15 protein-coding genes and 1 pseudogene are annotated in these 22,534 nt (G+C 71.1%); 9 read left to right on the top strand and 7 right to left on the bottom strand.

Annotated elements, in window-relative coordinates:
* The 7 genes and pseudogenes from ACIRPK_RS09085 to pyk all read left to right on the top strand — a co-directional run.
* Positions 1 to 795: pseudogene (locus ACIRPK_RS09085) on the top strand (alpha-1,4-glucan--maltose-1-phosphate maltosyltransferase); the annotation flags it as partial.
* Positions 792 to 2,495, top strand: a complete 1,704-nt coding sequence (treS, locus tag ACIRPK_RS09080; protein ID WP_403035111.1) for a maltose alpha-D-glucosyltransferase — start codon at positions 792 to 794, stop codon at positions 2,493 to 2,495. The pseudogene ACIRPK_RS09085 and the gene treS, both read left to right, overlap by 4 nt.
* Positions 2,496 to 2,726: 231 nt before the next feature.
* Complete coding sequence (locus ACIRPK_RS09075) at positions 2,727 to 4,205, top strand: maltokinase (RefSeq protein WP_403035108.1); 1,479 nt, start codon at positions 2,727 to 2,729, stop codon at positions 4,203 to 4,205.
* A 28-nt stretch (positions 4,206 to 4,233) separates the two neighbouring features.
* Positions 4,234 to 6,612, top strand: a complete 2,379-nt coding sequence (gene glgB, locus ACIRPK_RS09070; RefSeq protein ID WP_403035106.1) for a 1,4-alpha-glucan branching protein GlgB — start codon at positions 4,234 to 4,236, stop codon at positions 6,610 to 6,612.
* 158 nt (positions 6,613 to 6,770) lie between these two features.
* Positions 6,771 to 8,915, top strand: a complete 2,145-nt coding sequence (gene pta, locus ACIRPK_RS09065; RefSeq protein WP_403035104.1) for a phosphate acetyltransferase — start codon at positions 6,771 to 6,773, stop codon at positions 8,913 to 8,915.
* Positions 8,912 to 10,117, top strand: a complete 1,206-nt coding sequence (locus ACIRPK_RS09060) for an acetate kinase (protein WP_403035101.1) — start codon at positions 8,912 to 8,914, stop codon at positions 10,115 to 10,117. The genes pta and ACIRPK_RS09060 overlap by 4 nt, the downstream gene beginning before the upstream one ends.
* A 97-nt stretch (positions 10,118 to 10,214) precedes the next feature.
* Positions 10,215 to 11,645, top strand: coding sequence for a pyruvate kinase (pyk, locus tag ACIRPK_RS09055; protein ID WP_403035099.1), 1,431 nt, complete (start codon positions 10,215 to 10,217; stop codon positions 11,643 to 11,645).
* 70 nt (positions 11,646 to 11,715) lie between these two features.
* On the opposite strand, the gene ACIRPK_RS09050 is transcribed toward pyk, so the two are convergent.
* The 4 genes from ACIRPK_RS09050 to trxA form a co-directional block, all read right to left on the bottom strand.
* Positions 11,716 to 12,891 (bottom strand): hypothetical protein, encoded by a 1,176-nt coding sequence (locus tag ACIRPK_RS09050; RefSeq protein ID WP_403035096.1) that lies wholly within the window; start codon positions 12,889 to 12,891, stop codon positions 11,716 to 11,718.
* The gene (locus tag ACIRPK_RS09045) at positions 12,888 to 13,484 is read right to left on the bottom strand and encodes a DUF6114 domain-containing protein (protein WP_403035093.1); all 597 of its coding nucleotides are present in this window, start codon (positions 13,482 to 13,484) and stop codon (positions 12,888 to 12,890) included. The genes ACIRPK_RS09050 and ACIRPK_RS09045 overlap by 4 nt, the downstream gene beginning before the upstream one ends.
* Before the next feature lie 113 nt (positions 13,485 to 13,597).
* Complete coding sequence (locus ACIRPK_RS09040) at positions 13,598 to 14,260, bottom strand: DUF6230 family protein (RefSeq protein ID WP_403035091.1); 663 nt, start codon at positions 14,258 to 14,260, stop codon at positions 13,598 to 13,600.
* A gap of 533 nt (positions 14,261 to 14,793) precedes the next feature.
* The gene (gene trxA / locus ACIRPK_RS09035) at positions 14,794 to 15,786 is read right to left on the bottom strand and encodes a thioredoxin (RefSeq protein WP_403035088.1); all 993 of its coding nucleotides are present in this window, start codon (positions 15,784 to 15,786) and stop codon (positions 14,794 to 14,796) included.
* 351 nt (positions 15,787 to 16,137) lie between these two features.
* Here trxA and ACIRPK_RS09030 point away from each other — a divergent pair, with 351 nt between their 5' ends.
* Positions 16,138 to 16,803, top strand: a complete 666-nt coding sequence (locus ACIRPK_RS09030) for a TetR/AcrR family transcriptional regulator C-terminal ligand-binding domain-containing protein (RefSeq protein WP_403035086.1) — start codon at positions 16,138 to 16,140, stop codon at positions 16,801 to 16,803.
* A gap of 678 nt (positions 16,804 to 17,481) precedes the next feature.
* Here the strand turns inward: ACIRPK_RS09030 and ACIRPK_RS09025 are convergent.
* The 3 genes from ACIRPK_RS09025 to ACIRPK_RS09015 form a co-directional block, all read right to left on the bottom strand.
* Positions 17,482 to 19,167 carry a methylmalonyl-CoA mutase gene (locus tag ACIRPK_RS09025; RefSeq protein WP_403035083.1) on the bottom strand — a complete coding sequence of 562 codons (1,686 nt, stop codon included), beginning with the start codon at positions 19,165 to 19,167 and terminating at the stop codon, positions 17,482 to 17,484.
* Between the two features lie 170 nt (positions 19,168 to 19,337).
* Positions 19,338 to 19,670: a DUF3817 domain-containing protein gene (locus tag ACIRPK_RS09020; RefSeq protein WP_403035080.1), complete on the bottom strand. Its 333-nt coding sequence runs from the start codon at positions 19,668 to 19,670 to the stop codon at positions 19,338 to 19,340.
* Between the two features lie 66 nt (positions 19,671 to 19,736).
* The gene (locus tag ACIRPK_RS09015) at positions 19,737 to 20,243 is read right to left on the bottom strand and encodes a MarR family winged helix-turn-helix transcriptional regulator (RefSeq protein WP_403035078.1); all 507 of its coding nucleotides are present in this window, start codon (positions 20,241 to 20,243) and stop codon (positions 19,737 to 19,739) included.
* A 513-nt stretch (positions 20,244 to 20,756) separates the two neighbouring features.
* Between ACIRPK_RS09015 and ACIRPK_RS09010 the strand changes: the two genes are divergently transcribed.
* Positions 20,757 to 22,406, top strand: a complete 1,650-nt coding sequence (locus tag ACIRPK_RS09010) for a M4 family metallopeptidase (RefSeq protein ID WP_403035076.1) — start codon at positions 20,757 to 20,759, stop codon at positions 22,404 to 22,406.
* Positions 22,407 to 22,534 lie beyond the last annotated feature (128 nt).

Raw genomic sequence — 22,534 nt, 5'->3', positions numbered from 1 at the left:
CACACCAAACCGGTGATGTTCTGGGAGAAGGTCCTCGGCGACATCGCCCGCACCGACCCCGACGTGCTCTTCCTCGCCGAAGCCTTCACCCGCCCGGCCATGATGCACACCCTCGGCAAGATCGGCTTCCACCAGTCCTACACCTACTTCACCTGGCGCGAGAGCAAGACCGAACTCACCGAATACCTCACCGAACTCACCGGCGACGCCGCCGCCTACATGCGCCCCAACTTCTTCGCCAACACCCCCGACATCCTCCCCCGCCACCTCGCCGACGCCGCCCCCGCCGCCTTCGCGCTACGCGCCGTCCTCGCCGCCACCCTCTCCCCCACCTGGGGCATCTACGCCGGCTACGAACACGCCGAGAACCAACCCACCCACCCCGGCACCGAGGAGTACGCCCACTCCGAGAAGTACGAACTCCGCCCCCGCGACTGGACCACCACCGACACCCTGGCCCCACTGATCACCACCCTCAACCAGCTGCGCCGCCGCCACCCCGCCCTCCAGCAGCTCCGCGACCTCACCTTCCACCCCACCGACAACGACCACGTCCTCGCGTTCTCCAAGACCGCCACCACCGAGGACGGTCTCACCGACCACGTCATCACCGTGGTCAACCTCGACCCGCGGCACGCACAGGAGACCACCGTCACCCTGCCCTGGGACGGGCCGCTCGCGGTCCACGACGAGCTCACCGGAGCCTCCTGGACCTGGCACCGCCACAACTACGTCCGGCTCGATCCCACCACCGGGCCGGCCCACCTCCTCACGGTTCGGAGGAACCCTCAGTGACAGTCAACGAGCCCGTGCCCGACACCTTCGCCGAGACCTCTCCCGGAAAGCTCGACCCGGAGTGGTTCAAGCGGGCGGTGTTCTACGAGGTACTGGTGCGATCGTTCCAGGACAGCAACGGTGACGGGGTGGGTGACCTCAAGGGCCTCACCTCCAAGCTGGACTACCTCCAGTGGCTCGGGGTGGACTGCCTCTGGCTGCCGCCGTTCTTCGCCTCGCCGTTGCGGGACGGCGGGTACGACGTGGCGGACTACAAGTCGGTGCTGCCGGAGTTCGGCGACCTGGCGGACTTCGTGGAGTTCACCGACGCGGCGCACAAGCGCGGCATGCGGGTGGTGATCGACTTCGTGATGAACCACACCAGCGACCAGCACCCGTGGTTCCAGGAGTCCCGTCGCGACCCGGACGGCCCGTACGGCGACTTCTACATGTGGGCCGACGACGACAAGCAGTACCCGGACGCCCGGATCATCTTCGTCGACACCGAGACCAGCAACTGGACCTACGACCCGGTCCGGAAGCAGTACTTCTGGCACCGGTTCTTCTCCCACCAGCCCGACCTGAACTACGACAACCCCCGGGTGCAGGAGGAGATGATCGCGGGGCTGCGGTTCTGGCTGGACCTCGGGATCGACGGGTTCCGGCTGGACGCGGTGCCGTACCTGTTCGCCCGGGAGGGGACCAACTGCGAGAACCTGCCGGAGACCCACGAGTTCCTCCGCCGGGTCCGCAAGGAGATCGACGCCGACTACCCGGACACCGTGCTGCTGGCCGAGGCCAACCAGTGGCCGGAGGACGTGGTCGACTACTTCGGTGACTTCGCCTCCGGCGGCGACGAGTGCCACATGGCGTTCCACTTCCCGGTGATGCCGCGGATCTTCATGGCGGTCCGCCGGGAGTCCCGCTACCCGGTCTCCGAAATCCTGGCCAAGACGCCGACCATTCCCGGCAATTGCCAGTGGGGTATTTTCCTGCGCAACCACGACGAGCTGACCCTGGAAATGGTCACCGACGAGGAGCGCGACTACATGTACGCGGAGTACGCCAAGGATCCGCGGATGCGGGCCAACGTCGGAATCCGCCGCCGGCTGGCCCCGCTGCTGGAGAACGACCGGAACCAGATCGAGCTGTTCACCGCCCTGCTGCTCTCGCTGCCGGGCTCGCCGGTCCTCTACTACGGGGACGAGATCGGCATGGGCGACAACATCTGGCTCGGCGACCGGGACGGCGTCCGGACCCCGATGCAGTGGACGCCCGACCGCAACGCGGGTTTCTCCTCCGCCGACCCGGGCAGGCTCAGTCTGCCGCCCATCATGGACCCGGTGTACGGCTATCAGGTGACCAACGTCGAAGCGCAGCAAAGCAGTTCGAGCTCGTTGCTGCACTGGACGCGTCGCATGATCGAGATTCGCAAGCTCAATCCGGCCTTCGGCCTCGGCAGCTACACCGAACTGCCCTCCAGCAACCCCGCGGTGCTGGCCTTCGTGCGCGAACACGAGGGTGACCTGGTCATGTGCGTGAACAATTTCTCGCGCTTCGCACAGCCGACCGAGTTGGATCTGCGGCGGTACGGGGGACGCTACCCGGTGGAGCTGATCGGTGGCGTTCGCTTCCCGTCGATCGGCGAGTGGCCCTACCTGCTGACCCTGGCCGGGCACGGCTTCTACTGGTTCCAGTTGCGCAACCCTCACAAGCAGTGAAGTAACGATCAGTCAGATCACTTCCCTCGGGGGCGCGAAGAGAAATTTCACGCGCCCCCGAGCGATCTCTGCACCACCGCGTACGGAGAACAGCCCAACGGCCACCCACACTAAGGCGTGACACCCGAGCCCGGCTCGCGTGCCGTCGCCGTCGCGCCGCCGAAATCCGGAAGACTGACGGGCCCGGCCAGACCCGTCGGGCAGTCGGCCCGCTTCCGGGGAAAGGGAGTCATGTCCGAAACCTCCCGTTCTCAAGCCCATCTGCGCCAGGATGCCCCGAGACCACTCGGGGCGCGTGACGCGGGGGCTCGGAGGACCACCGTCGGGGTCAGCGAGCTGGTCCAGGCCGCGCTGCCGCTGATCATCGGCTGGCTGCCCAGCCAGCGCTGGTACGCGGGCAAGGGGCGCGCGATCACCAGCATCACCCCGGTGGTCGGCACCCCGCTCCAGGTCGGCGACCCCGCGCTGCTGCACCTGCTGATCCAGGTCGAGTACGCGGGCGACGGCGGCTCGTCCCAGTGCGACGTCTACCAGCTCCTGCTCGGCATCCGCTCGCAGGAGCCGCCGGGGATCGGCCCCGGCGCCGTCCTCGGCCGGCTCCGCGGCGGCCCGTACGACGGCGCCGCGCTCTACGACGCCGTGCACGACCCGGAGCTGACCGGCCGTCTGCTGGAGCACCTGGCCACCGGCGACCGGTTCGGCGCGCTGTCGTTCCGCCGCACCCCGGGCCCCGGGCTGCCGGGGAACCTGCCGGGGCGGGCCTCCACCGCCGAGCAGTCCAACAGCTCGGTGATCTACGGGACGGCCTTCATCCTCAAGCTGTTCCGCCGGATCAGTCCCGGCACCAATCCCGACCTGGAGCTCTCACTGGCGCTCTCCCGGGCCGGCTCGACCCGGATCCCCCGGGTGGCCGCCTGGTTCGAGAGCCGGATGGAGGGCGCCGAACCGGCCACCCTCGGGCTGCTCCAGCGCTACCTGCCGAACGCGGAGGACGGCTGGGAACTGGCGCTCGACCAGGTCGGGCGGCTGAAGGGCGACCCGTCCCCGGGCAACTTCGCGATCGAGGCGCACCGGCTCGGCCGGGCCACCGCCGAGGTGCACCGGGTGCTGGCCAGGACCATGCCGGTGGCCCGGCTGGACCGGACCGAGACCCACCGGCTGGCCACCGCGATGACCGAGCGGCTGGACCACGCGGTCACCGCCGTCCCCGGGCTGACCAGGTACCGGCCCGCGCTGCGGGCCGCGTTCCAGGCCCTGACGGCGGATCACCTGGACGGCCTGCCGGTCCAGCGGATCCACGGCGACCTGCACCTCGGCCAGGCCATGCGCACCCCGCACGGCTGGGTGCTGCTGGACTTCGAGGGCGAGCCGGCCAAACCGCTGGCCGAGCGCAGGCTCCCGCAGCCCGCGCTGCGGGACGTCGCGGCGATGCTGCGGTCCTTCGACTACGCCGCCGCCCACCTGCTGGCCGGCACCCCGTCCGACCCGGAGCTGGCCCACCTGGCGGCGTCCTGGGCGGGGCGCAACCGGACGGCGTACTGCGCGGGGTACGCCGCGGGCGGTGGCATGGAACCGTCCTCGGCACCCGAACTGATGCGGGCGCTGGAGATCGACAAGGCGGTCTACGAGGTGGTCTACGAAGCCCGGCACCGGCCGAGCTGGCTCCCCATCCCGCTGGCCGCGATCAACCGCCTGGCCCTGACCGTCTGACCCATCCACTCCGTAGGAGGACTCCGCCGTGACCCCGCTCGGCCCGAAGCGCGACCGCAGCACGCCCGTGCCCGCCACCTTCCTGCCCGAGCGGGCCGGCCGGCCCGCTCGGCACCGGACCGGCGCCGCCCCGGCGGCGACGGGAGCGGGCTCCGACCGGGGCACCGCGGAGCCGGTGGCGGTGGAGCCCGGTCCACTGCCGCACGCCGCGCTCCGGCTGCCGGAGGCCGGCCTGCCGCCGAGCGAGATCGACCGGCTGCTGTCCGGTGAGCACCACGACCCGCACGGCCTGCTCGGCGCGCACCTGACCTCGGAGGGGGTCTCGATCCGGGTGCTGCGCCCGTTCGCCGAGCGGGTGGTGGTGCTCACCGGACAGGGGCCGGTGGAGCTGACGCACCTTCGGTCCGGCCTGTTCACCGGTCTGCTGACCGGGGCGGCCGAGCTGCCGGACTATCAGCTCCAGGTCACCTACCACGGGGTGGAGTACGTCCAGCAGGACGGGTACCGGTTGCCGCCGACGTTGGGTGAGTTGGATCTGCATCTGATCGCGGAGGGTCGGCACGAGCAGTTGTGGCGGGCGTTGGGTTCGCATCTGCGGACGGTGGAGGGTGTTCCGGGGACGGCGTTCGCGGTGTGGGCGCCGAACGCGGCGGGGGTGCGGTTGATCGGTGACTTCAACCACTGGGACGGCACCGGTCACCCGATGCGCTCGCTCGGCTCCTCCGGCATCTGGGAGCTCTTCGTCCCGGGCCTGGGGGCGGGCACCCAGTACAAGTACGAGATCCACACCCGGCAGGGCTGGGTGCTCAAGAAGGCCGACCCGCTGGCCCGGGCCACCCAGTGCCCGCCGGAGACCGCCTCGGTGGTCACCGAGTCGGCGTACGAGTGGGGCGACGCCGACTGGCTGGCCCGCCGGGCCCGGACGGTGCACCACCGGGCGCCGATGTCGGTCTACGAGCTGCACCTGGCCTCCTGGCGCCCCGACCTCACCTCCTACCGCCAGATCGCCGCCGAACTCCCGGACTATCTGGAGGAGTTGAACTTCACGCATGTGGAGTTCATGCCGGTGATGGAGCATCCGTTCGGGGGTTCCTGGGGGTACCAGGTGTCGGGCTTCTACGCGCCGACGGCGCGGCTGGGCAGCCCGGACGACTTCCGGTTCCTGGTGGACACGCTGCACCGGCACGGCATCGGGGTGATCGTGGACTGGGTGCCGGCGCACTTCCCCAAGGACGACTTCGCGCTGGCCCGGTTCGACGGCGAGCCGCTGTACGAACCGGCCGACCCGCTGCGGGCCGAGCACCCGGACTGGGGGACGCTGGAGTTCGACTACGGCCGCACCGAGGTCCGCAACTTCCTGGTCGCCAACGCCGTCTACTGGTGCGAGGAGTTCCACATCGACGGCCTCCGGGTCGACGCGGTCGCCTCGATGCTCTACCTCGACTACTCCCGCGAGGGCGGCGCCTGGACCCCGAACCAGTTCGGCGGCCGGGAGAACCTGGACGCCGCCGCCTTCCTGCAGGAGATGAACGCCACCGTCTACCGGCGCTGCCCCGGCGTGGTCACCATCGCCGAGGAGTCCACCGCCTGGGCGGGCGTCACCCGGCCGACCGACACCGGCGGCCTGGGCTTCGGCCTGAAGTGGAACATGGGCTGGATGCACGACTCGCTGGTCTACATGTCCAAGGAGCCGGTGCACCGCAAGCACCACCACAACGAGATCACCTTCTCGATGGTCTACGCGTACTCGGAGAACTACGTGCTGCCCATCTCGCACGACGAGGTGGTGCACGGCAAGGGCTCGCTGGTCGCCAAGATGCCCGGCGACTGGTGGCAGCAGCGCTCGAACCACCGTGCCTACCTGGGCTTCATGTGGGCCCACCCCGGCAAGCAACTGCTCTTCATGGGGCAGGAGTTCGCCCAGGGGGCGGAGTGGGACCACGAACAGGGCCCGCAGTGGTGGGTGCTCGGCGACGACTGGCCGGCCGCCGCCGACCACCGCGGCGTGCAGCGCCTGGTCGCCGATCTGAACGGCCGTTACCTGGCCACCCCGGCGCTCTGGGAGCAGGACACCACCCCGGACGGCTTCCGCTGGCTGGACGGCGGCGCGGCCGAGGACAACGTGCTCTCCTTCGTCCGGTTCGCCGCCGACGGCAGCCCGCTGGTGGCGGTGTCGAACTTCTCCCCCGTGGTCCGGCACTGCTACCGGGTCGGCCTGCCCGCCCTGGACACCGCCGACCAGCTCTGGGAGGAGACCCTGAACACCGACGCCGCCGAGTACGGCGGCAGCGGCGTCAGCAACTCCCACCCGGTCAAGGCCGACGCCACCCCCTGGAACGACCAGCCGCGCAGCGCCCAGCTGGTACTCCCGCCGCTGGCCACCGTCTGGCTCCGCCCGGCGAACTGACCGCCCGTCCGTCCCCGGCGGCCGGCCGGAAGGCCCGGCCGCCGGGGACGTTCGTCCCTTGCCTCCTTCGGGTGGTCGCGCATGCGGGCGGCCGTTCCCGGTGCGAATGTATGGTCAATGTGACCGTGCACTGAGGACGACCGGAACGGAGCTCCCACGTGGCGCGCAGCGTGTACGTGACCGGGATCGACCGAGGGGACGGCCGACAGGCCGTCGAACTCGGGGTCATGGAACTGCTCACCCGTCAGGTGGACCGGGTCGGCGTGTTCCGTCCCCTGGTCCACGCCCACGCCCCCGGCGAGCCGGGCTCGGACCACGTGGTGGAGCTGCTCCGCAACCGCTACCGGCTCGACCTGCCGACCACCGAGCTGTACGGCCTCACCTACGAGGAGGCGGCCGCGCTCCAGGCGGCGCAGGGGCAGGACGAGCTGGTCTCCACCCTGGTCGACCGGTTCCGCGCGCTGGAGCGCCGCTGCCAGGCCGTGCTGGTGCTCGGTACCGATTTCGCCGACACCAACATCCCGGACGAGCTGGCCTTCAACGCCCGGCTGGCGAACGAGTTCGGCGCCTGGGTGCTGCCGGTGGTCGGCGGCCACGACGAGGACCCGCAGGCGGTGATCGCCGAGGTGCGCAACGCCCACCGGGCCTACCGCGACCTGGGCTGCTCGATGCTGGCGATGATCGCCAACCGGGTCGCCCCCGGCGCCAAGCAGCAGATCCAGCGCACGCTGGCCGAGAAGCTCGCCATCCCCGCGTACGTCCTGCCGGAGGAGCCGGCGCTGGCCGCCCCGACGGTGGCCCAGCTGATCGAGGCGACCGGCGCCGAGCTGCTGCTCGGCGACGCGGCGGGCCTGGCCAGGGACGTCCGGGGCTTCGTGTTCGGCGGCGCGATGCTGCCGACCTTCCTGACCGCGCTGACCGAGGGCGCGCTGGTGGTCACCCCCGGGGACCGGGCCGACCTGGTGATCGGCTCGCTGGCCGCGCACGCGGCGGGCGCCCCGCCGATCGCCGGTGTGCTGCTGACGCTCGGTCAGCACCCCGGCCCGAACGTGATGGCGCTGGCCGCCCGGCTGGCCCCCGGCACCCCGGTCGCCGTGGTCCCGGAGGGCAGCTGGCTGACCGCCGCCGCGCTCACCCATCTGGAGGGCAGGCTCACCCAGGCCAGCCCCCGGAAGGCCGAGATCGCCCTCGGCCTGTTCGAACTGCACGTCGACACGGCCGAGTTGACCAGCCGGATCGAGCTCAGCCGGTCCGAGCGGGTCACCCCGATGATGTTCGAGCACGAGCTGCTGGAGCGGGCCAGGGGCGCCCGCCGGCACGTGGTGCTGCCGGAGGGCACCGAGGAGCGGGTGCTCCGCGCGGCCGAGGTGCTGCTGCGCCGCAACATCTGCGACCTCACCCTGTTGGGCGAGCCGGACGCGATCCGCCGCAAGGCCGCCGCGCTCGGCATCACCCTGCCGACCGAGGGCGACGGCGCCGACCGGGCCAGGGCCCGGCTGGTCGACCCGGCCACCAGCCCGCTCCGCCAGCAGTTCGCCGAGCTGTACGCCAAGCTGCGCGCGCACAAGGGCATGACGGTCGAGCTGGCGCTGGACGTGGTCACCGACGTCTCCTACTTCGGCACCCTGATGGTCCAGGAGGGCATCGCCGACGGCATGGTCTCCGGCGCGGTGCACTCCACCGCCGCGACCATCCGCCCCGCCTTCGAGGTGATCAAGACCGCACCGGGCGCGGCGATCGTCTCCTCGGTCTTCTTCATGTGCCTGGCCGACAAGGTGCTGGTCTACGGCGACTGCGCGGTCAACCCCGACCCGGACGCCCAGCAGCTGGCCGACATCGCCATCCAGTCCGCCGAGACCGCCGCCCAGTTCGGCGTCGAGCCCCGGGTCGCGATGCTCTCCTACTCCACCGGCACCTCCGGCTCCGGCGCGGACGTGGACAAGGTCCGCAAGGCCACCGAGCTGGTCCGCGAGCTGCGCCCGGACCTGCTGGTGGAGGGGCCGATCCAGTACGACGCGGCGGTCGACGCGCACGTCGCGGCCACCAAGCTGCCGGGGTCGGCGGTGGCCGGCCGGGCCACCGTGCTGATCTTCCCGGACCTCAACACCGGCAACAACACCTACAAGGCGGTGCAGCGCTCGGCCGGCGCGGTGGCGGTCGGCCCGGTGCTCCAGGGCCTGCGCAAGCCGGTCAACGACCTGTCCCGGGGGGCGCTGGTGCAGGACATCGTCAACACCGTCGCGATCACCGCGATCCAGGCCCAGAACGAACAGACCGCACCGACCGAAGGAGCGACCTCGTGACCGACGCCACCCGGGTCCTCGTGCTCAACGCCGGCTCCTCGTCGGTCAAGTACCAGCTGATCGACATGGTGGACGGCGCCCGGCTGGCCTCCGGCCTGGTCGAGCGGATCGGCGAGGGCAACGGCCGGCTCGCCCACACCCCGCCCGACGGCACCCGCCGGGAGACCGTCCAGGTCTTCCCGGACCACGGCGCCGCGCTCAAGGCGGTGGCCGAGGAGCTGACCGCCGACGGCCTCGGCCTGGACTCCCCCGAGCTGGCCGCGATCGGCCACCGGGTGGTGCACGGCGGACAGCGGTTCACCACGCCGACCCTGGTCACCGACGAGGTGCTGACCGAGATCCGCCGGCTGATCCCGGTCGCCCCGCTGCACAACCCGGCCAACATCACCGGCATCGAGGTGGCCCGGGCGCTCCGCCCCGACCTGCCGCAGGTGGCGGTCTTCGACACCGCCTTCCACGCCACCATGCCGGAGTACGCGGCCAGGTACGCGATCGACAAGGCGGTGGCGGACGAACACCGGGTGCGCCGCTACGGCTTCCACGGCACCTCGCACCAGTACGTCTCGCGGGCCACCGCCCGGCTGCTCGGCAAGGACCCGGCCGAGGTGAACGTGATCGTGCTGCACCTGGGCAACGGCGGCTCGGCCTCGGCGGTGGCGGGCGGGGTCTGCGTGGACACCTCGATGGGCCTCACCCCCCTGGAGGGCCTGGTGATGGGCACTCGTTCGGGTGACGTCGACCCGGGCGTGGTCTTCCACCTGCACCGGGTGGGCGGCCTGAGCATCGACCAGATCGACGAGCTGCTGAACCGCCGCAGCGGCCTGCTCGGCCTGTGCGGCGACAACGACATGCGCGAGATCATGCGCCGGGCGGACGACGGCGACCAGGACGCGAAGCTGGCCTTCGACGCGTACATCCACCGGCTGCGCAAGTACCTCGGCGGCTACTACGCGGTGCTCGGCCGGGTGGACGCGATCGCGTTCACCGCCGGGGTCGGCGAGAACGCCGCGCCGGTCCGCGCGGCCGCCTGCGCCGGTCTGGAGGAGCTCGGCATCGCGGTGGACCAGGAGCTGAACTCGGTCCGCTCCGGCGAGCCCCGGGTGATCTCCCCCGAATACGGACGGGTCACCGTCGCAGTGGTACCCACGGACGAGGAGCTGGAGATCGCCCAGCAGTCCTTCGCCCTGGTGCACGGAGCCTGACGAAGCGTCAGCATCCCACGCCTCGGGATGCTTCGTCGGCGATCTCTCCCCCTTCGGGCGGAATGCACCCATAACACGAACGGATAGACTGACCGATATGCGCCGAGCGAAAATTGTCTGCACCCTGGGTCCTGCCACGGACTCCTACGAACAGCTGAAGGCCATCGTCGAAGCGGGCATGAACGTCGCCCGACTGAACATGAGCCACGGCTCCCACGCGGAGCACGAGGAGCGGTACCGCAAGGTCCGCCAGGTGTCCGAGGACACCGGCCGCACCATCGGCATCCTGGCCGACCTCCAGGGCCCGAAGATCCGTCTGGCGACCTTCGCCAACGGCCCGGTGACGGTCGACAACGGTGACGAGTTCACCATCACCACCGAGGATGTGCCCGGGGACCAGCACATCTGCGGCACCACCTACAAGGGCCTGCCCGGCGACGTGAAGCCCGGCGACCCGGTCCTGATCAACGACGGCGTCATCGCCCTGGAGGTCGTCAGCGTCGACGGCCCGCGGGTGAGGACCGTGGTGATCGAGGGCGGCGTGCTCTCGAACAACAAGGGCATCAACCTGCCCGGCGCGGCCGTGAACGTGCCCGCGCTGTCCGAGAAGGACAAGGACGACCTGCGGTTCGCACTGGAGCTGGGCGTCGACATGGTCGCGCTCTCCTTCGTCCGGAACGCGGGCGACATCCACGACGTGCACAAGGTGATGGACGAGGTCGGCATCCGCGTCCCCGTCATCGCCAAGATCGAGAAGCCGCAGGCCGTCGAGGCGATGGAGGAGATCGTCCTCGCCTTCGACGCGATCATGGTGGCCCGTGGCGACCTCGCGGTGGAGTACCCGCTGGAGAAGGTGCCGCTGGTCCAGAAGCAGCTGATCACGCTGGCCCGCCGGAACGCCAAGCCGGTGATCGTCGCCACCCAGATGATGGAGTCGATGATCCACGCCTCGCGGCCGACCCGCGCCGAGGTCTCGGACGTCGCCAACGCGATCCTGGACGGGGCGGACGCGATCATGCTCTCCGCCGAGTCCAGCGTCGGCAAGTACCCGGTCGAGACGGTCAAGACGATGAGCCGGATCGCCGAGACGGCCGAGGAGGAGCTGCTCTCGCAGGGCCTCCAGCCGCTCAACCCGGGCCGCAAGCCGCGCACCCAGAGCGGCTCGATCGCCCGCGCCGCCTGCGAGCTGGGCGACTTCCTGAACGCCGAGGCACTGGTGGCGTTCACCAAGTCCGGCGACACCGCGCGCCGGCTCTCCCGCTACCGCTCGCCGATCCCGGTGGTGGCCTTCACCCCGGACGTCGCCACCCGCAACCAGCTCTCGCTGAGCTGGGGCGTCGAGGCGTACGTGACCGAGCAGGTGGAGACCACCGACGCGATGGTGGCCCAGGTCGACCAGGAGCTGCTGGCGCTGCGTCGGCTGAACGAGGGCGACACCGTCATCGTGACGGCCGGCTCCCCGCCCGGCATCCCCGGCAACACCAACATGGTCCAGGTGCACCACCTGGGCACCCGCGCGGCCCGCTGAGCCCCGCCCGCAGAACGCCCGTGGGGCGCCCCGGAGTCTCCGGGGCGCCCCACGGGCGTGACGGCCGTACCTAGTACGGCGTGGTGTCGTTGAAGAGGTGCATGCCGGGGATCGTCAGGGTGCCGCCGAACTGACCGGCCTGGACGGCCTTGGCGCCGGTCAGGGTCAGGTCCAGCGGGATCGGGACGGTGCTGAGCATGTCCCAGAGCCATTTCGGCAGGGTGTCCGGGGTGAGCGTGATCTCGCCCAGGTCGATCGGGATCGGCAGGCCGAGCACCTCGGCCAGGTGGCCCGAGAGGCTCTCCACGTACATGGTGACCGGGCCCTGGCGCATGGTCGAGGTCGACCCCGGGCGGCTCTTCACGTGGAAGGTCTTGCCGGGGATCTGAATCGTCGACATGTCGAGGTTCTCGATGTCCACGCTCGCGGTGGTGAACTTCAGCACCCGCTTGGTGCCGGTCGGGGTCTTCACGTCGTAGACGCCGTTGAAGACCGAGCCGTGCAGCGCCAGCCGGGTCGAGCGGAGCGTCCAGTTCTGCTCCGGCACCACGTGCCCGGGGCCGGCCTTGAGGGCCTTCACCGAGCTGGTGTCCAGCGAGCAGTTCGGGTCGGCCGAGGGCGAGGCCGAGGTCTTCGCGGCCGACTTGGGCTTGGCCGCGGCGGACGGCGACTTGGCGCCTGCGGTCGGCCCCGAGGTGGCGGACGGGGTGCCGGCCGGCGTCCCGGCCACCGGTGCCGGCGGAGCGGCCGGGCTGGGCGTGGTCACCGGCGTGGCGGTCGGCTTCGCGGAACTCGGAGTCGGCGTCGGGGAGTTGCTCGGCCTGGCGGGCAGGAAGACGTCCACGATGTCGTCGATGATGCCGCTCGGCCGGGAGCCGCTCCGGGAGGCGCGCTCGGTGGCCGGGGCGGACGGGCTGGGGGTGCCGACCGGCGCGGGGGCGCTCGCGGAGCCGCTCGGCACCGTGCCGGGCGTGGTGGACGGCGTCGCCCCGGGCAGCCCGGGGGTGCCCGGCAGCGGGGTCAGCTCGCTCTGCGGGACCGGGATCTCCTCCAGCACCGTGTCCGGGGCGCTGGCGCAGTTCTTCGGGGTGTCGGCGGAGGCCAGCGACGGGATCGTGCCCATCAGCAGCGCGGTGGGGACGGCGGCCAGCGCGAACGCCCGGCCGCGCAGGCGGGAGCCGCGCCGTGCGGCGGCGTGCCGCGGGCCCGGCAGCCGGACGCCGGCCACCTCGTCTCGGTCGGTCACCGTTGCCCCTCCGGATCGGCGGCCTGCGGCTGGGCGGGCAGCACCTGGGTGTCGGCCGGGGCCGCGACGGGCGGCTCTCCCTGGCCCGGCTCGTGCGGGAGCGCGCCGTACGCCAGGGCGGCCTGCTCCGGCAGCCCGGCGGGGGCCGGCTGCTCACCGGTGAACTCGGCTCCCTCGACGACCGGTTCGGGCTTCAGCGGGGCCCAGGAGACCAGCAGACCGCCGGCCACCAGGCCGAGCAGGAAGCCGAGCAGGAAGCCGCCGAAGTTGGAGACCGGGATGGAGATCAGGCTCAGGATGGTGGTGGCCACCCCGCAGAACACCCGGACCAGCGGCTGGAACCACGCGGTCAGCCCGAGCGCGATCAGCAGCACGCCGATCACCAGCGAACCCGCGCCGGCCGTGGTCGACATGGCCATCGTGAGCTGACCGAGCTTCAGGTGGAAGTACGGGAAGTACAGGATCGGCCCGCCCGCCAGGATGGCCAGCAGCCCGCCCCAGAACGGTCGGGTGTGCCGCCAGGTGTGGAACCTCTCCCAGGGGGTGGCCTGGCCCTCCTGCTGGGGCCACGGGGGGACGGTAGCGCTGGACACGAGGCAGCTCCTCGGTGGTACTCGCAGGCGGGAAGTCGGAGAGGGTACGGCCGGGACGGGGCGGAGGCCCCGCCCCGGCCGTGACGAGCGGTCGGTCGTCCGGGGACGGACCGTCAGCCGGCCTCGGGCATGTAGCACTCGATGCCCTGGCCCGCGCCCTTCTTGATGTTGAGCTTCAGGCCGTTGAGCTTGAAGGTGCCCGCGGTGGTCGCCCACGCGGTCTGCTTGACGTCGGTCAGGATCGCCTCGTCGGCGGCCTGGGCGAAGCCCCGGGCGCCGGTGGGCAGCTTGCCCTGCTTGCGGACGACGTCGATCGAGTCGCCGTCCTTGTGCCCGAGGGTGGAGGCGTCCTGGCCGATGTTGATGTTCTTGAACTGGGCGTCCGCCTTGAGCTCGGAGACGTCCAGGATCAGGTTCTCGGCGGTGACCGGGTTCTTCGGGTCGCCACCGGCGTTCAGCACCAGGGTCCAGTCACCGAGCGGACCGAGGTTGGTCTTCACCGACTGGCACATGTTGTTGATGGTCGCCGTGTCGAAGGTCGAGATGGCGATCGGGTGCGGCGTACCGTTGACCTCGAAGTCGACCCCGCCGAACTGGGCGAAGTTCGTGCCGGTCAGGCGCGAGGTGGTGACCTTGAAGTCCTGGCCCGAGACGCTGAACGAGGCGGCCAGCGCGTTGCTCGCGAGGCTCACGCCGATGGCCGCGGTGGCGGCGATGCTCGGAACCATGACGATCGCGAAACGCTTCCAACGGGTCTTGCCGAAAGTCTGGGACATGCGAGTCCTCCTTCTGGGACGTACATCTCCGGCCGTTCCCGGCGCGTCCCGCGCCGGCCCGGCTGGGATGGGAGAGAGCCACGTCCTCTGTAGCGGCGACAACCTACGGCCGCGCAGGGGTGCGCGGCCGGAAAGGACAGGACCCGCGCTGTTCTGGGATCTGCGGATACCCCCCTGCCCTCAGCCGCCGGCCTGGGCCGGCGACCACCCGGTGGGGACCTCTGGGGAGAGGACCGGGCGTGGCCGATCGTGCTTGAATCCCCAGCGAAGTACAAGAGGTTCGTTACTGACGGGTAATCCAACATCGGTAACTGTCGATCATGGAATCCGGAGATTTCTCACGGAGAGTGACGATCTGGCGGGCCGTCAGCGGGGAAACAGCTTGGAAACACCAGCGAAACACCCTCCCCCCGTCACCGATGGTGATGAGGAGAGGGTGTGGTCAAGATTTGATAAAGGCCCGCGAATTCCTGCGCATTGTCGCCAAATCACCCACGGCACCGCAGGTCACCGGCCGTGCCAGCGGCGGGTGTTCAGAACAGTACGCGGGCCAGTGCGGTCCGGGCGGCGCCCACCCGCGGGTCCTCGGCGCCGATCACCTCGAACAGCTCCAGCAGCCGCAGCCGGGCGGTGTCCCGGTCCTCGCCGAACGTCCGGCCGACGGTGTCCACCAGGCGCCCGAAGGCGTCCTCGACGTGACCGCCCACCAGGTCCAGGTCGGCCGCGTCCAGTTGGGCCGCGACGTTCTTGGGATCGTCCGCCGCGGCCGCCCGGACCGCCTGCGGGTCGAGCTGCTCGACCCGCTGCAGCAACTGGGCCTGCGCCAGACCGAGCCTGGCCTCGACGTTGCCGGGCTGGTCGGCCAGCACGTTCCGGTACGCCTGCACGGCGCCGCCCAGGTCGCCCCGGTCCAGCGCGTCGTGCGCGGCCGCGAGCGCCGGGTCCTCCGGCGGCAGGGCGGCGGCCGGGGCCTGGCCCTCGGGCGCACCGGCACCGCCGACGATGCCGAAGCGCTGCTCGGCCACCGCGATCAACTGGTCGATGATCTTACGGACGTTGGCCTCGTTCTCGGCGCCCTGGAACAGCGGGACGAGCTGGCCGGCCACCACTGCCATCACGGCCGGGATGCCCTGGATGCCGAACTGCTGGGCGATCAACTGGTTGGCGTCGACGTCGATCTTCGCCAGCACGATCCGGCCGGCGTACTCCTCGGCGAGCCGCTCCAGGATCGGGCTGAGCTGCTTGCACGGCCCGCACCACTCGGCCCAGAAGTCCACCACCACCGGCACCTCGGCCGAGCGCTGTACGACCTCGGCCTCGAAGGTGTCCTCGCTGACGTCGAGCACCAGCGGGTAGGAGGCGGTGGGCGGGACGATGCCGTCCGCCTCTGCGGCGGCGGCCTGGCGGGCCCGCTCGGCCCTGGCCTGCTCGGCCTTCTGGGCGGCCTCTCCGGCCGCCTTCACTGCGGCGAGATCGACCGCACCGCGCAGGGCGGAGCTGTTGAGACCTGAATTCCGTGGCTGCATGGCACTATCCTCCCCCGTCCGCACCCGTGACGTGTGCCAACTGCCGGGAAAGGCCCGGGGGCCTCTCCGGTCCGGCGTCGGCGGGAGTCGCCTCCCCGGTAGTCGAAGGAGTCCGGCGCGGATCCCCATCCGCGCCCCGCGCCCACCCGATCCCCGGATCGGCGCGTGGTTGTCGCTCTATTCGCTACGAGTCGTAGCGTATCTGCACCCCGGGTCGGTGCCGCAAGCCCCTCCGGACAACCGGGTACGTGAGCTGCCCCACTTTCGGGGACCTCCCGGGTCCCGCTACGGCCGATATGTCGCTACCGTGTGCAGCTCAAGTTACTCGCAGGTAAACCGCAAGGAGGCTCGGTGGCCCCCACCACCCGGCAGCCCACCGCCCCCGACCCCGCCGCACCCGCACGCGGCAAGGGACGGCCCCGCAGTGCCGCCGCCGACCTCGCGATCCTGGACGCCACCCGCGCCGCACTGGCCGAACTCGGCTGGGGCGGACTGACCATGGGCCACGTCGCGATCCGGGCCGGGGTCGCCAAGACCACCCTCTACCGCCGCTGGCCGTCCAAGAACGAACTCGTGGTCGACGCGGTGGCCAGCCTGTTCGACGACCTGGAGGTCGCCGACCTGGGCAGCCTGCGGGCCGACATCGAGGCCGTGGTGTTCCGCTTCGCCGAGCTGCTGGCCCGCCCGGAGACCCAGGCCGCCCTGCTCGCGCTGTTCGCCGAGGGCACCCGGGACCCGCAGCTCCGGCAGCGGATCAGGGAGCGGATCGTCGACCCGCAGAAGCACCTGGTGCAGCAGGGGCGGGCGAACGCGCAGCGCCGCGGCGAACTCGGCCCGGACCGGGACGAGGTGACGGCCGGTGAGGAGATCTCGATCATCTTCGACACCATCGCCGGCACCGTCGAGCACCGGATGCTGGTCAGCGGCGAACCCTGCACCCCGGAGTGGATCCACCGCTTCACCACCCTCCTCCTCAGCCCCCTCCCGGGCCTCTCCGCAGCCCTCGGCGAGGCCTGACACCTCCCTGCAGCCAGGCCCTCCGGGCTCACAGTCCAGGGGCTCGGGCTGCGCCCTAGGCAGGCGCTCCACTTGCACTACCCAGGGGCTCGGGCTGCGCCCTAGGCAGGCGCTCCACTTGCACTACCCAGGGGCTCGGGCTGCGCCCTAGGCAGGCGCTTCAGTTGCATTACCCAGGGGCTCGGGCTGCGCCCTAGGCAGGCGCTCCAGTTGCACTACCCAGGGGCTCGGGCTGCGCCCTAGGCAGGCGCTCCAGTTGCACTACCCAGGGGCTCGGGCTGCGCCCTAGGCAGGCGCTCCAGTTGCACTACCCAGGGGCTCGGGCTGCGCCCTAGGCAGGCGCTCAGCCGTCAACTACCCAGGGGCTCGGGGAACTGCGAGGAGATCTGGCGCCGGGGTCACTGCGAAAGTGCCTGACCGCCCACGCACGGATCACCTTGCAAGGGTCGGCGTCGCAGTTCCCCGAGCCCCTGACTCTTCCGAAGCACCTGCCAAAGGCCGGCGTCGCCCACGCGGCGGAGCCGCACAACAGCAGCGCCCCGAGCCCCTGGACCGTAGCGGGCTGAGCACCTGCCAAAAGGCCGGCATCGCCCACGCGGCGGAGCCGCACAACAGCACAGCCCCGAGCCCTTGCCTTCCGAACCAGCTGGCGCCAGGTCCGAGCCCCTGGTGGTTGTTCTAGAACATCGCGGTCTCGCGGTAGATGCCCCACTCGTCGCGGAGGGCGTTGCAGATCTCCCCGAGGGTGGCCTCCGCGCGGATGGCGGTGAGCATCGGGGGGATCATGTTCGCCCCGGAGCGGGCCGCCGCGAGCAGCTCCGCGAGAGCGGCCTGCACCGCCGCGTCGTCCCGGGCGGCCTTCCGGGCGGCCAGCGTCCGGACCTGCTCGCGCTCGACCTCGTGGCTGACCCGGAGGATCTCCAGCTCGGGAGTGACGCTGCGCGGGTGGCAGTTGACGCCGACCACGCGCTTCTCGCCCTTCTCCACACCCTGTTGATAGACGAAGGCGGCCTCCGCGATCTCCCCGGTGAACCAGCCCTCCTCGATCCCGCGCAGGATGCCGGAGGTCATCGGCCCGATCGGGTGGTCCGCCGTCGCCTTGTCCAGGATGCGCTGGAAGATCGCCTCGGCCTGCTGCTCGATCCGGTCGGTGAGGGCCTCGACGTACCAGGAACCGCCCAGCGGGTCGGCCACGTTGGCGACGCCGGTCTCCTCCATCAGCACCTGCTGGGTGCGCAGCGCGATCTCCGCCGCCTGCTCGGAGGGCAGCGCGAGGGTCTCGTCCAGTGCGTTGGTGTGCAGCGACTGGGTGCCGCCGAGCACCGCCGACAGCGCCTCGACGGCCGTCCGGACCACGTTGTTGTACGGCTGCTGGGCCGTCAGCGAGACGCCCGCCGTCTGGGTGTGGAACCGCAGCCACTGCGCCTTGTCGGTCTTCGCGCCGTACCGCTCGCGCATCCAGCGGGCCCAGATCCGGCGCGCGGCGCGGAACTTGGCGATCTCCTCGAAGAAGTCCAGGTGCGCGTCGAAGAAGAAGGACAGCCCCGGCGCGAAGACGTCGACGTCCAGACCGCGCGAGAGACCGAGCTCGACGTACCCGAAGCCGTCCGCCAGGGTGTAGGCGAGCTCCTGCGCGGCCGTGGCCCCGGCCTCCCTGATGTGGTAGCCGGAGACCGAGAGCGGCTTGTAGTCGGGGATGCCCGTGGCGCAGTACTCCATCAGGTCGCCGATCAGGCGCAGGTGCGGCTCGGGGGCGAACAGCCACTCCTTCTGCGCGATGTACTCCTTGAAGATGTCGGTCTGCAGCGTGCCGTTGAGCACCGCCGGGTCGACGCCCTGGCGCTCGGCGGCCACCAGGTACATGCAGAAGACCGGCACGGCGGGACCGCTGATCGTCATCGAGGTGGTCACCTCGCCGAGCGGGATGCCGTGGAACAGCACCTCCATGTCGGCGGCGGAGTCGATCGCCACCCCGCAGTGGCCGACCTCGCCGAGCGACTTGGCGTCGTCGGAGTCGTAGCCCATCAGGGTCGGCATGTCGAAGGCGACCGAGAGGCCGCCGCCGCCGGAGTCCAGGATCATCCGGTAGCGCTCGTTGGTCTGCTCGGCGTTGCCGAAGCCGGCGAACTGGCGGATCGTCCACGTCCGCCCCCGGTAGCCGGTGGCGTGCAGACCGCGGGTGTAGGGGTACTCCCCCGGCCAGCCGATCCGCTCGAAGCCCTCGTACGGCTGCCCGGCGGGCGGGCCGTAGACCGGCTCCACCTGGTCGCCGCTCAGGGTGGTGAAGTCGGCCTCGCGCTTGCGAGCCTTGTCGTACCGCTGCTGCCAGCGGGCCCGACCTGCGTCGATCTCCTCGGCGTCCATCAGACTCCGACTCCACTCCGTTGCGGCCGCTGCCTTGTGGGTGCGGGACCAGTTACTTGGATGTCCTATCAATTTACTCGGACGTCCTAGTATCTGTCGATGGCCGCCGGACGACGGAGAGGCGCCCCTCCCGTGTCGGGGAGGGGCGCCTCTCGTGGCGTGACGGCGGGTCAGGCCCGGACCGGCTCCGCGTCGACGATCAGCGGGGCCACCTCGCGGGAGACCCGGCGCTCGACGAAGAACGCGGCGGTCGGCACGGTGCCGGCCAGCAGCACCCAGGCCAGCTTGCGCATCGGCCACTTCGCCTTGGTGCCGAGGTCGAAGGCGAACACCAGGTAGAGCACGTACAGCCAGCCGTGCGCGATGCCGACCGCGGTGGTGAACGCGGGCGCTCCCGACAGGTCCAGCGCGTACTTGCCGATCATGCCCAGGACCAGCAGGACCAGCAGGACACCCGTCACATACGCCAGGACCCGGTAGCGGGTCAGCACACTCTGCTTCATGGCATCGAGGGTAACCGCCCTTACCGGGCGTCCCGCGCACGGGTCGCCGCCGGGTCGTCCCGGCGGTCACTGCCGGAAGTCGCCCGCCGCCACCCGGAGCGGCCGCAGCACGTCGAAGATCTGCCGGCACTGCTCCTCGTCGTACCCCTCCAGGCCGAAGTCCATCGCCATCAGGTCCCGGGTGGCCTGCTCGACCACCTCCCGGCCCCGGTCGGTGATGGCCGCCAGCACGCCGCGGCCGTCCAGCGGGTTGGGGCGGCGGGCCACCAGGCCGGCCCGCTCCAGCCGGTCGACGGTGTTGGTGACGCTGGTCGGGTGCACCATCAGGCGCTCGCCGACCTTGGAGAGCGAGAGCTCGCCGGTCCGGCTGAAGGTGAGCAGCACCAGGGCCTCGTACCGGGCGAAGGTCAGCCCGTACGGCTTGACCACGGCATCCACCCGGCCGAGCAGGATCTGATGGGCGCGCATCACCGAGGTGATGGCCGACATCGAGGGAACGCCGCCCCAGCGGCTGGTCCAGAGTTCGTCGGCGCGGGCGATCGGGTCGAATTCGAGAGCGAGGGGCTTGGCCACCCCTCCACCGTACCGGCGCCTCCTCCGGCGGGTAGCAGGTGTCCAGGACGGCGGACAAGGGGACGCCCTGGCGAGGTCCCGCCAGGACGCGGCACGGGGATCGACGGAACGGTGAGGTTACCTTCCGGTTCGACAACTGCCTTGCAGATCAAGGGAGTTGCCGATTTTCGACCGTCGGGGCGAATCGTGGCCCGGCGGGGCCCGCCATGACGCACCGATTCCGGGGGGAATGTCCGACTTCGTCGGACGGGGGATCCGGCCATCCCCCGCACCGGACCCGATGGCGGGAGCTGGCCAACTCTGGTCCGAGACCTGTCATTTCATCAGGTGGATTGTCATGCTTCTGGCCAGCCCCGTCACGACACCGGCCGCCCCACCCACCTCCGGCCGATGCCGCTTGACCGCACGGAGCAGCACGTCAGCATCCGCTCCGCCCCGCAGGCGCCAACCCATGGCGCCCCGGAGCGAGGTGCGACCGCGCACACGCGGTTGATTCCCGGAAGGAACCCGTACGTGAAGCGAAAGCTGACAGTCGGAGCCGCACTCTCCGCCACGGTGATCCTCGCCAGCGCCGTCCAGATCGGCGCCGGGACCGCCCAGGCCGCACCGACCCCGGTGAGCAGCAAGGGCTCCACCTTCCAGCGCGCCGAACTCAAGGCGCTGGCCCAGTCGTACGCCCCCGTCGTGGGGAAGGCGCTCGGCCTCGGCGCCGCGGAGGCGCTGGTCGCCAAGGACGCCGTGATCGACGCCTCCGGCGCCAAGCACCTGCGCTTCGAGCGCACCTACTCCGGCCTCTCCGTGCTGGGCGGCGACCTGGTCGCGCACTTCGCGCCGAACGGCAGGGTCAGCTCGATCGACCGGGCCACCGAGGCGCAGCTCGCGCTGTCCAGTCTGACCCCGGCCGTGCCGGCCGAGAAGGCCGCCAAGCAGGCCACCGGCGCCGTGCAGGCCACCGTCGGTCTGACCATCGACGAGGACGAGTCGCCGCTCAAGGCGATCACCGGCACCGGCAGCCCGGTCCTGGTGGTCTGGGCCCAGTCCGGCACCCCGCGCCTGGCGTACCAGACCGTGGTCGAGGGCGTCCGGGAGAGCGGCGCCCCCAGTGCGCAGAACCTGGTCACCGACGCCGCCACCGGCGAGGTGCTCGCCAGCCACGAGCAGTACCTCGCGACCGCCGCCACCGGTAGTGGCAAGGGCGTGCACGTGGGTTCGGTCACCCTGACCACCAACTACACCGGCTCGACCTACGAGTTGAAGGACCCGACCCGGGGCAACACCCGCACCGTCGGCCTGGCCGGCGGCACCTCGGGCAACGGCACGCTGTTCACCGACGCGGACAACGTCTGGGGCAACGGGCTGGCGACCAACGTCCAGTCGGCCGCCGTGGACGCCCAGTACGGTGCGGTGGCGACCTGGGACTACTACAAGAACAGCTTCAACCGCCTGGGCATCCGCAACGACAACGTCGGCGCGGTCAGCCGGGTGCACTACGGCAGCAACTACGTCAACGCGTTCTGGAGCGACTCCTGCTTCTGCATGACGTACGGCGACGGTGCCTCCAACACCCACCCGCTGACCGCGCTGGACGTGGCCGGGCACGAGATGACCCACGGCGTCACCGCCAACACGGCCGGCCTGGTCTACTCCGGCGAGTCCGGCGGTCTGAACGAGGCCACCTCGGACATCTTCGGCACCATGGTCGAGTGGTCCGCGGGCCTGTCGGTCGACCCGGGTGACTACCTGATCGGCGAGAAGATCAACATCAACGGGAACGGCACGCCGCTCCGCTACATGGACAAGCCCTCCAAGGACGGCGCGTCCAAGGACTCCTGGTACTCCGGGGTCGGCAACGTGGACGTGCACTACTCGTCCGGCGTGGCGAACCACTTCTTCTTCCTGCTCGCGGAGGGCAGCGGCGCCAAGGTCATCAACGGCGTCAGCTACAACAGCCCGACCTCCAACGGCTCGACCATCGTGGGCATCGGCCGCACCAAGGCCGCCGCGATCTGGTACCGCGCGCTGACCGTCTACATGACCTCCACCACCAACTACAAGGCCGCCCGCACCGCCACCCTGAAGGCGGCGTCCGACCTGTACGGCGGCACCGCCAGCACCGAGTACAAGACGGTCGCGGCCGCCTGGTCGGCGGTCAACGTCACCTGACACCCCGTCCACCGGTACGCCGCGGCCGGGCCGCCCCCAGCCGGCGGGGCGGGCGCGGCGGTGGGACGAGGGGGCCGGGCGGGGGGGCGAGGGGGGGGGGGGGCGGCGGCCCGCCCGCCCCGGGTGGG

The organism is Kitasatospora sp. NPDC101801 (assembly GCF_044766665.1).
Classification (GTDB): Bacteria; Actinomycetota; Actinomycetes; order Streptomycetales; family Streptomycetaceae; genus Kitasatospora.
The sequence above is the reverse complement of the archived record's forward strand: the minus strand, read 5'-3'. Positions and strand labels throughout refer to the sequence as shown.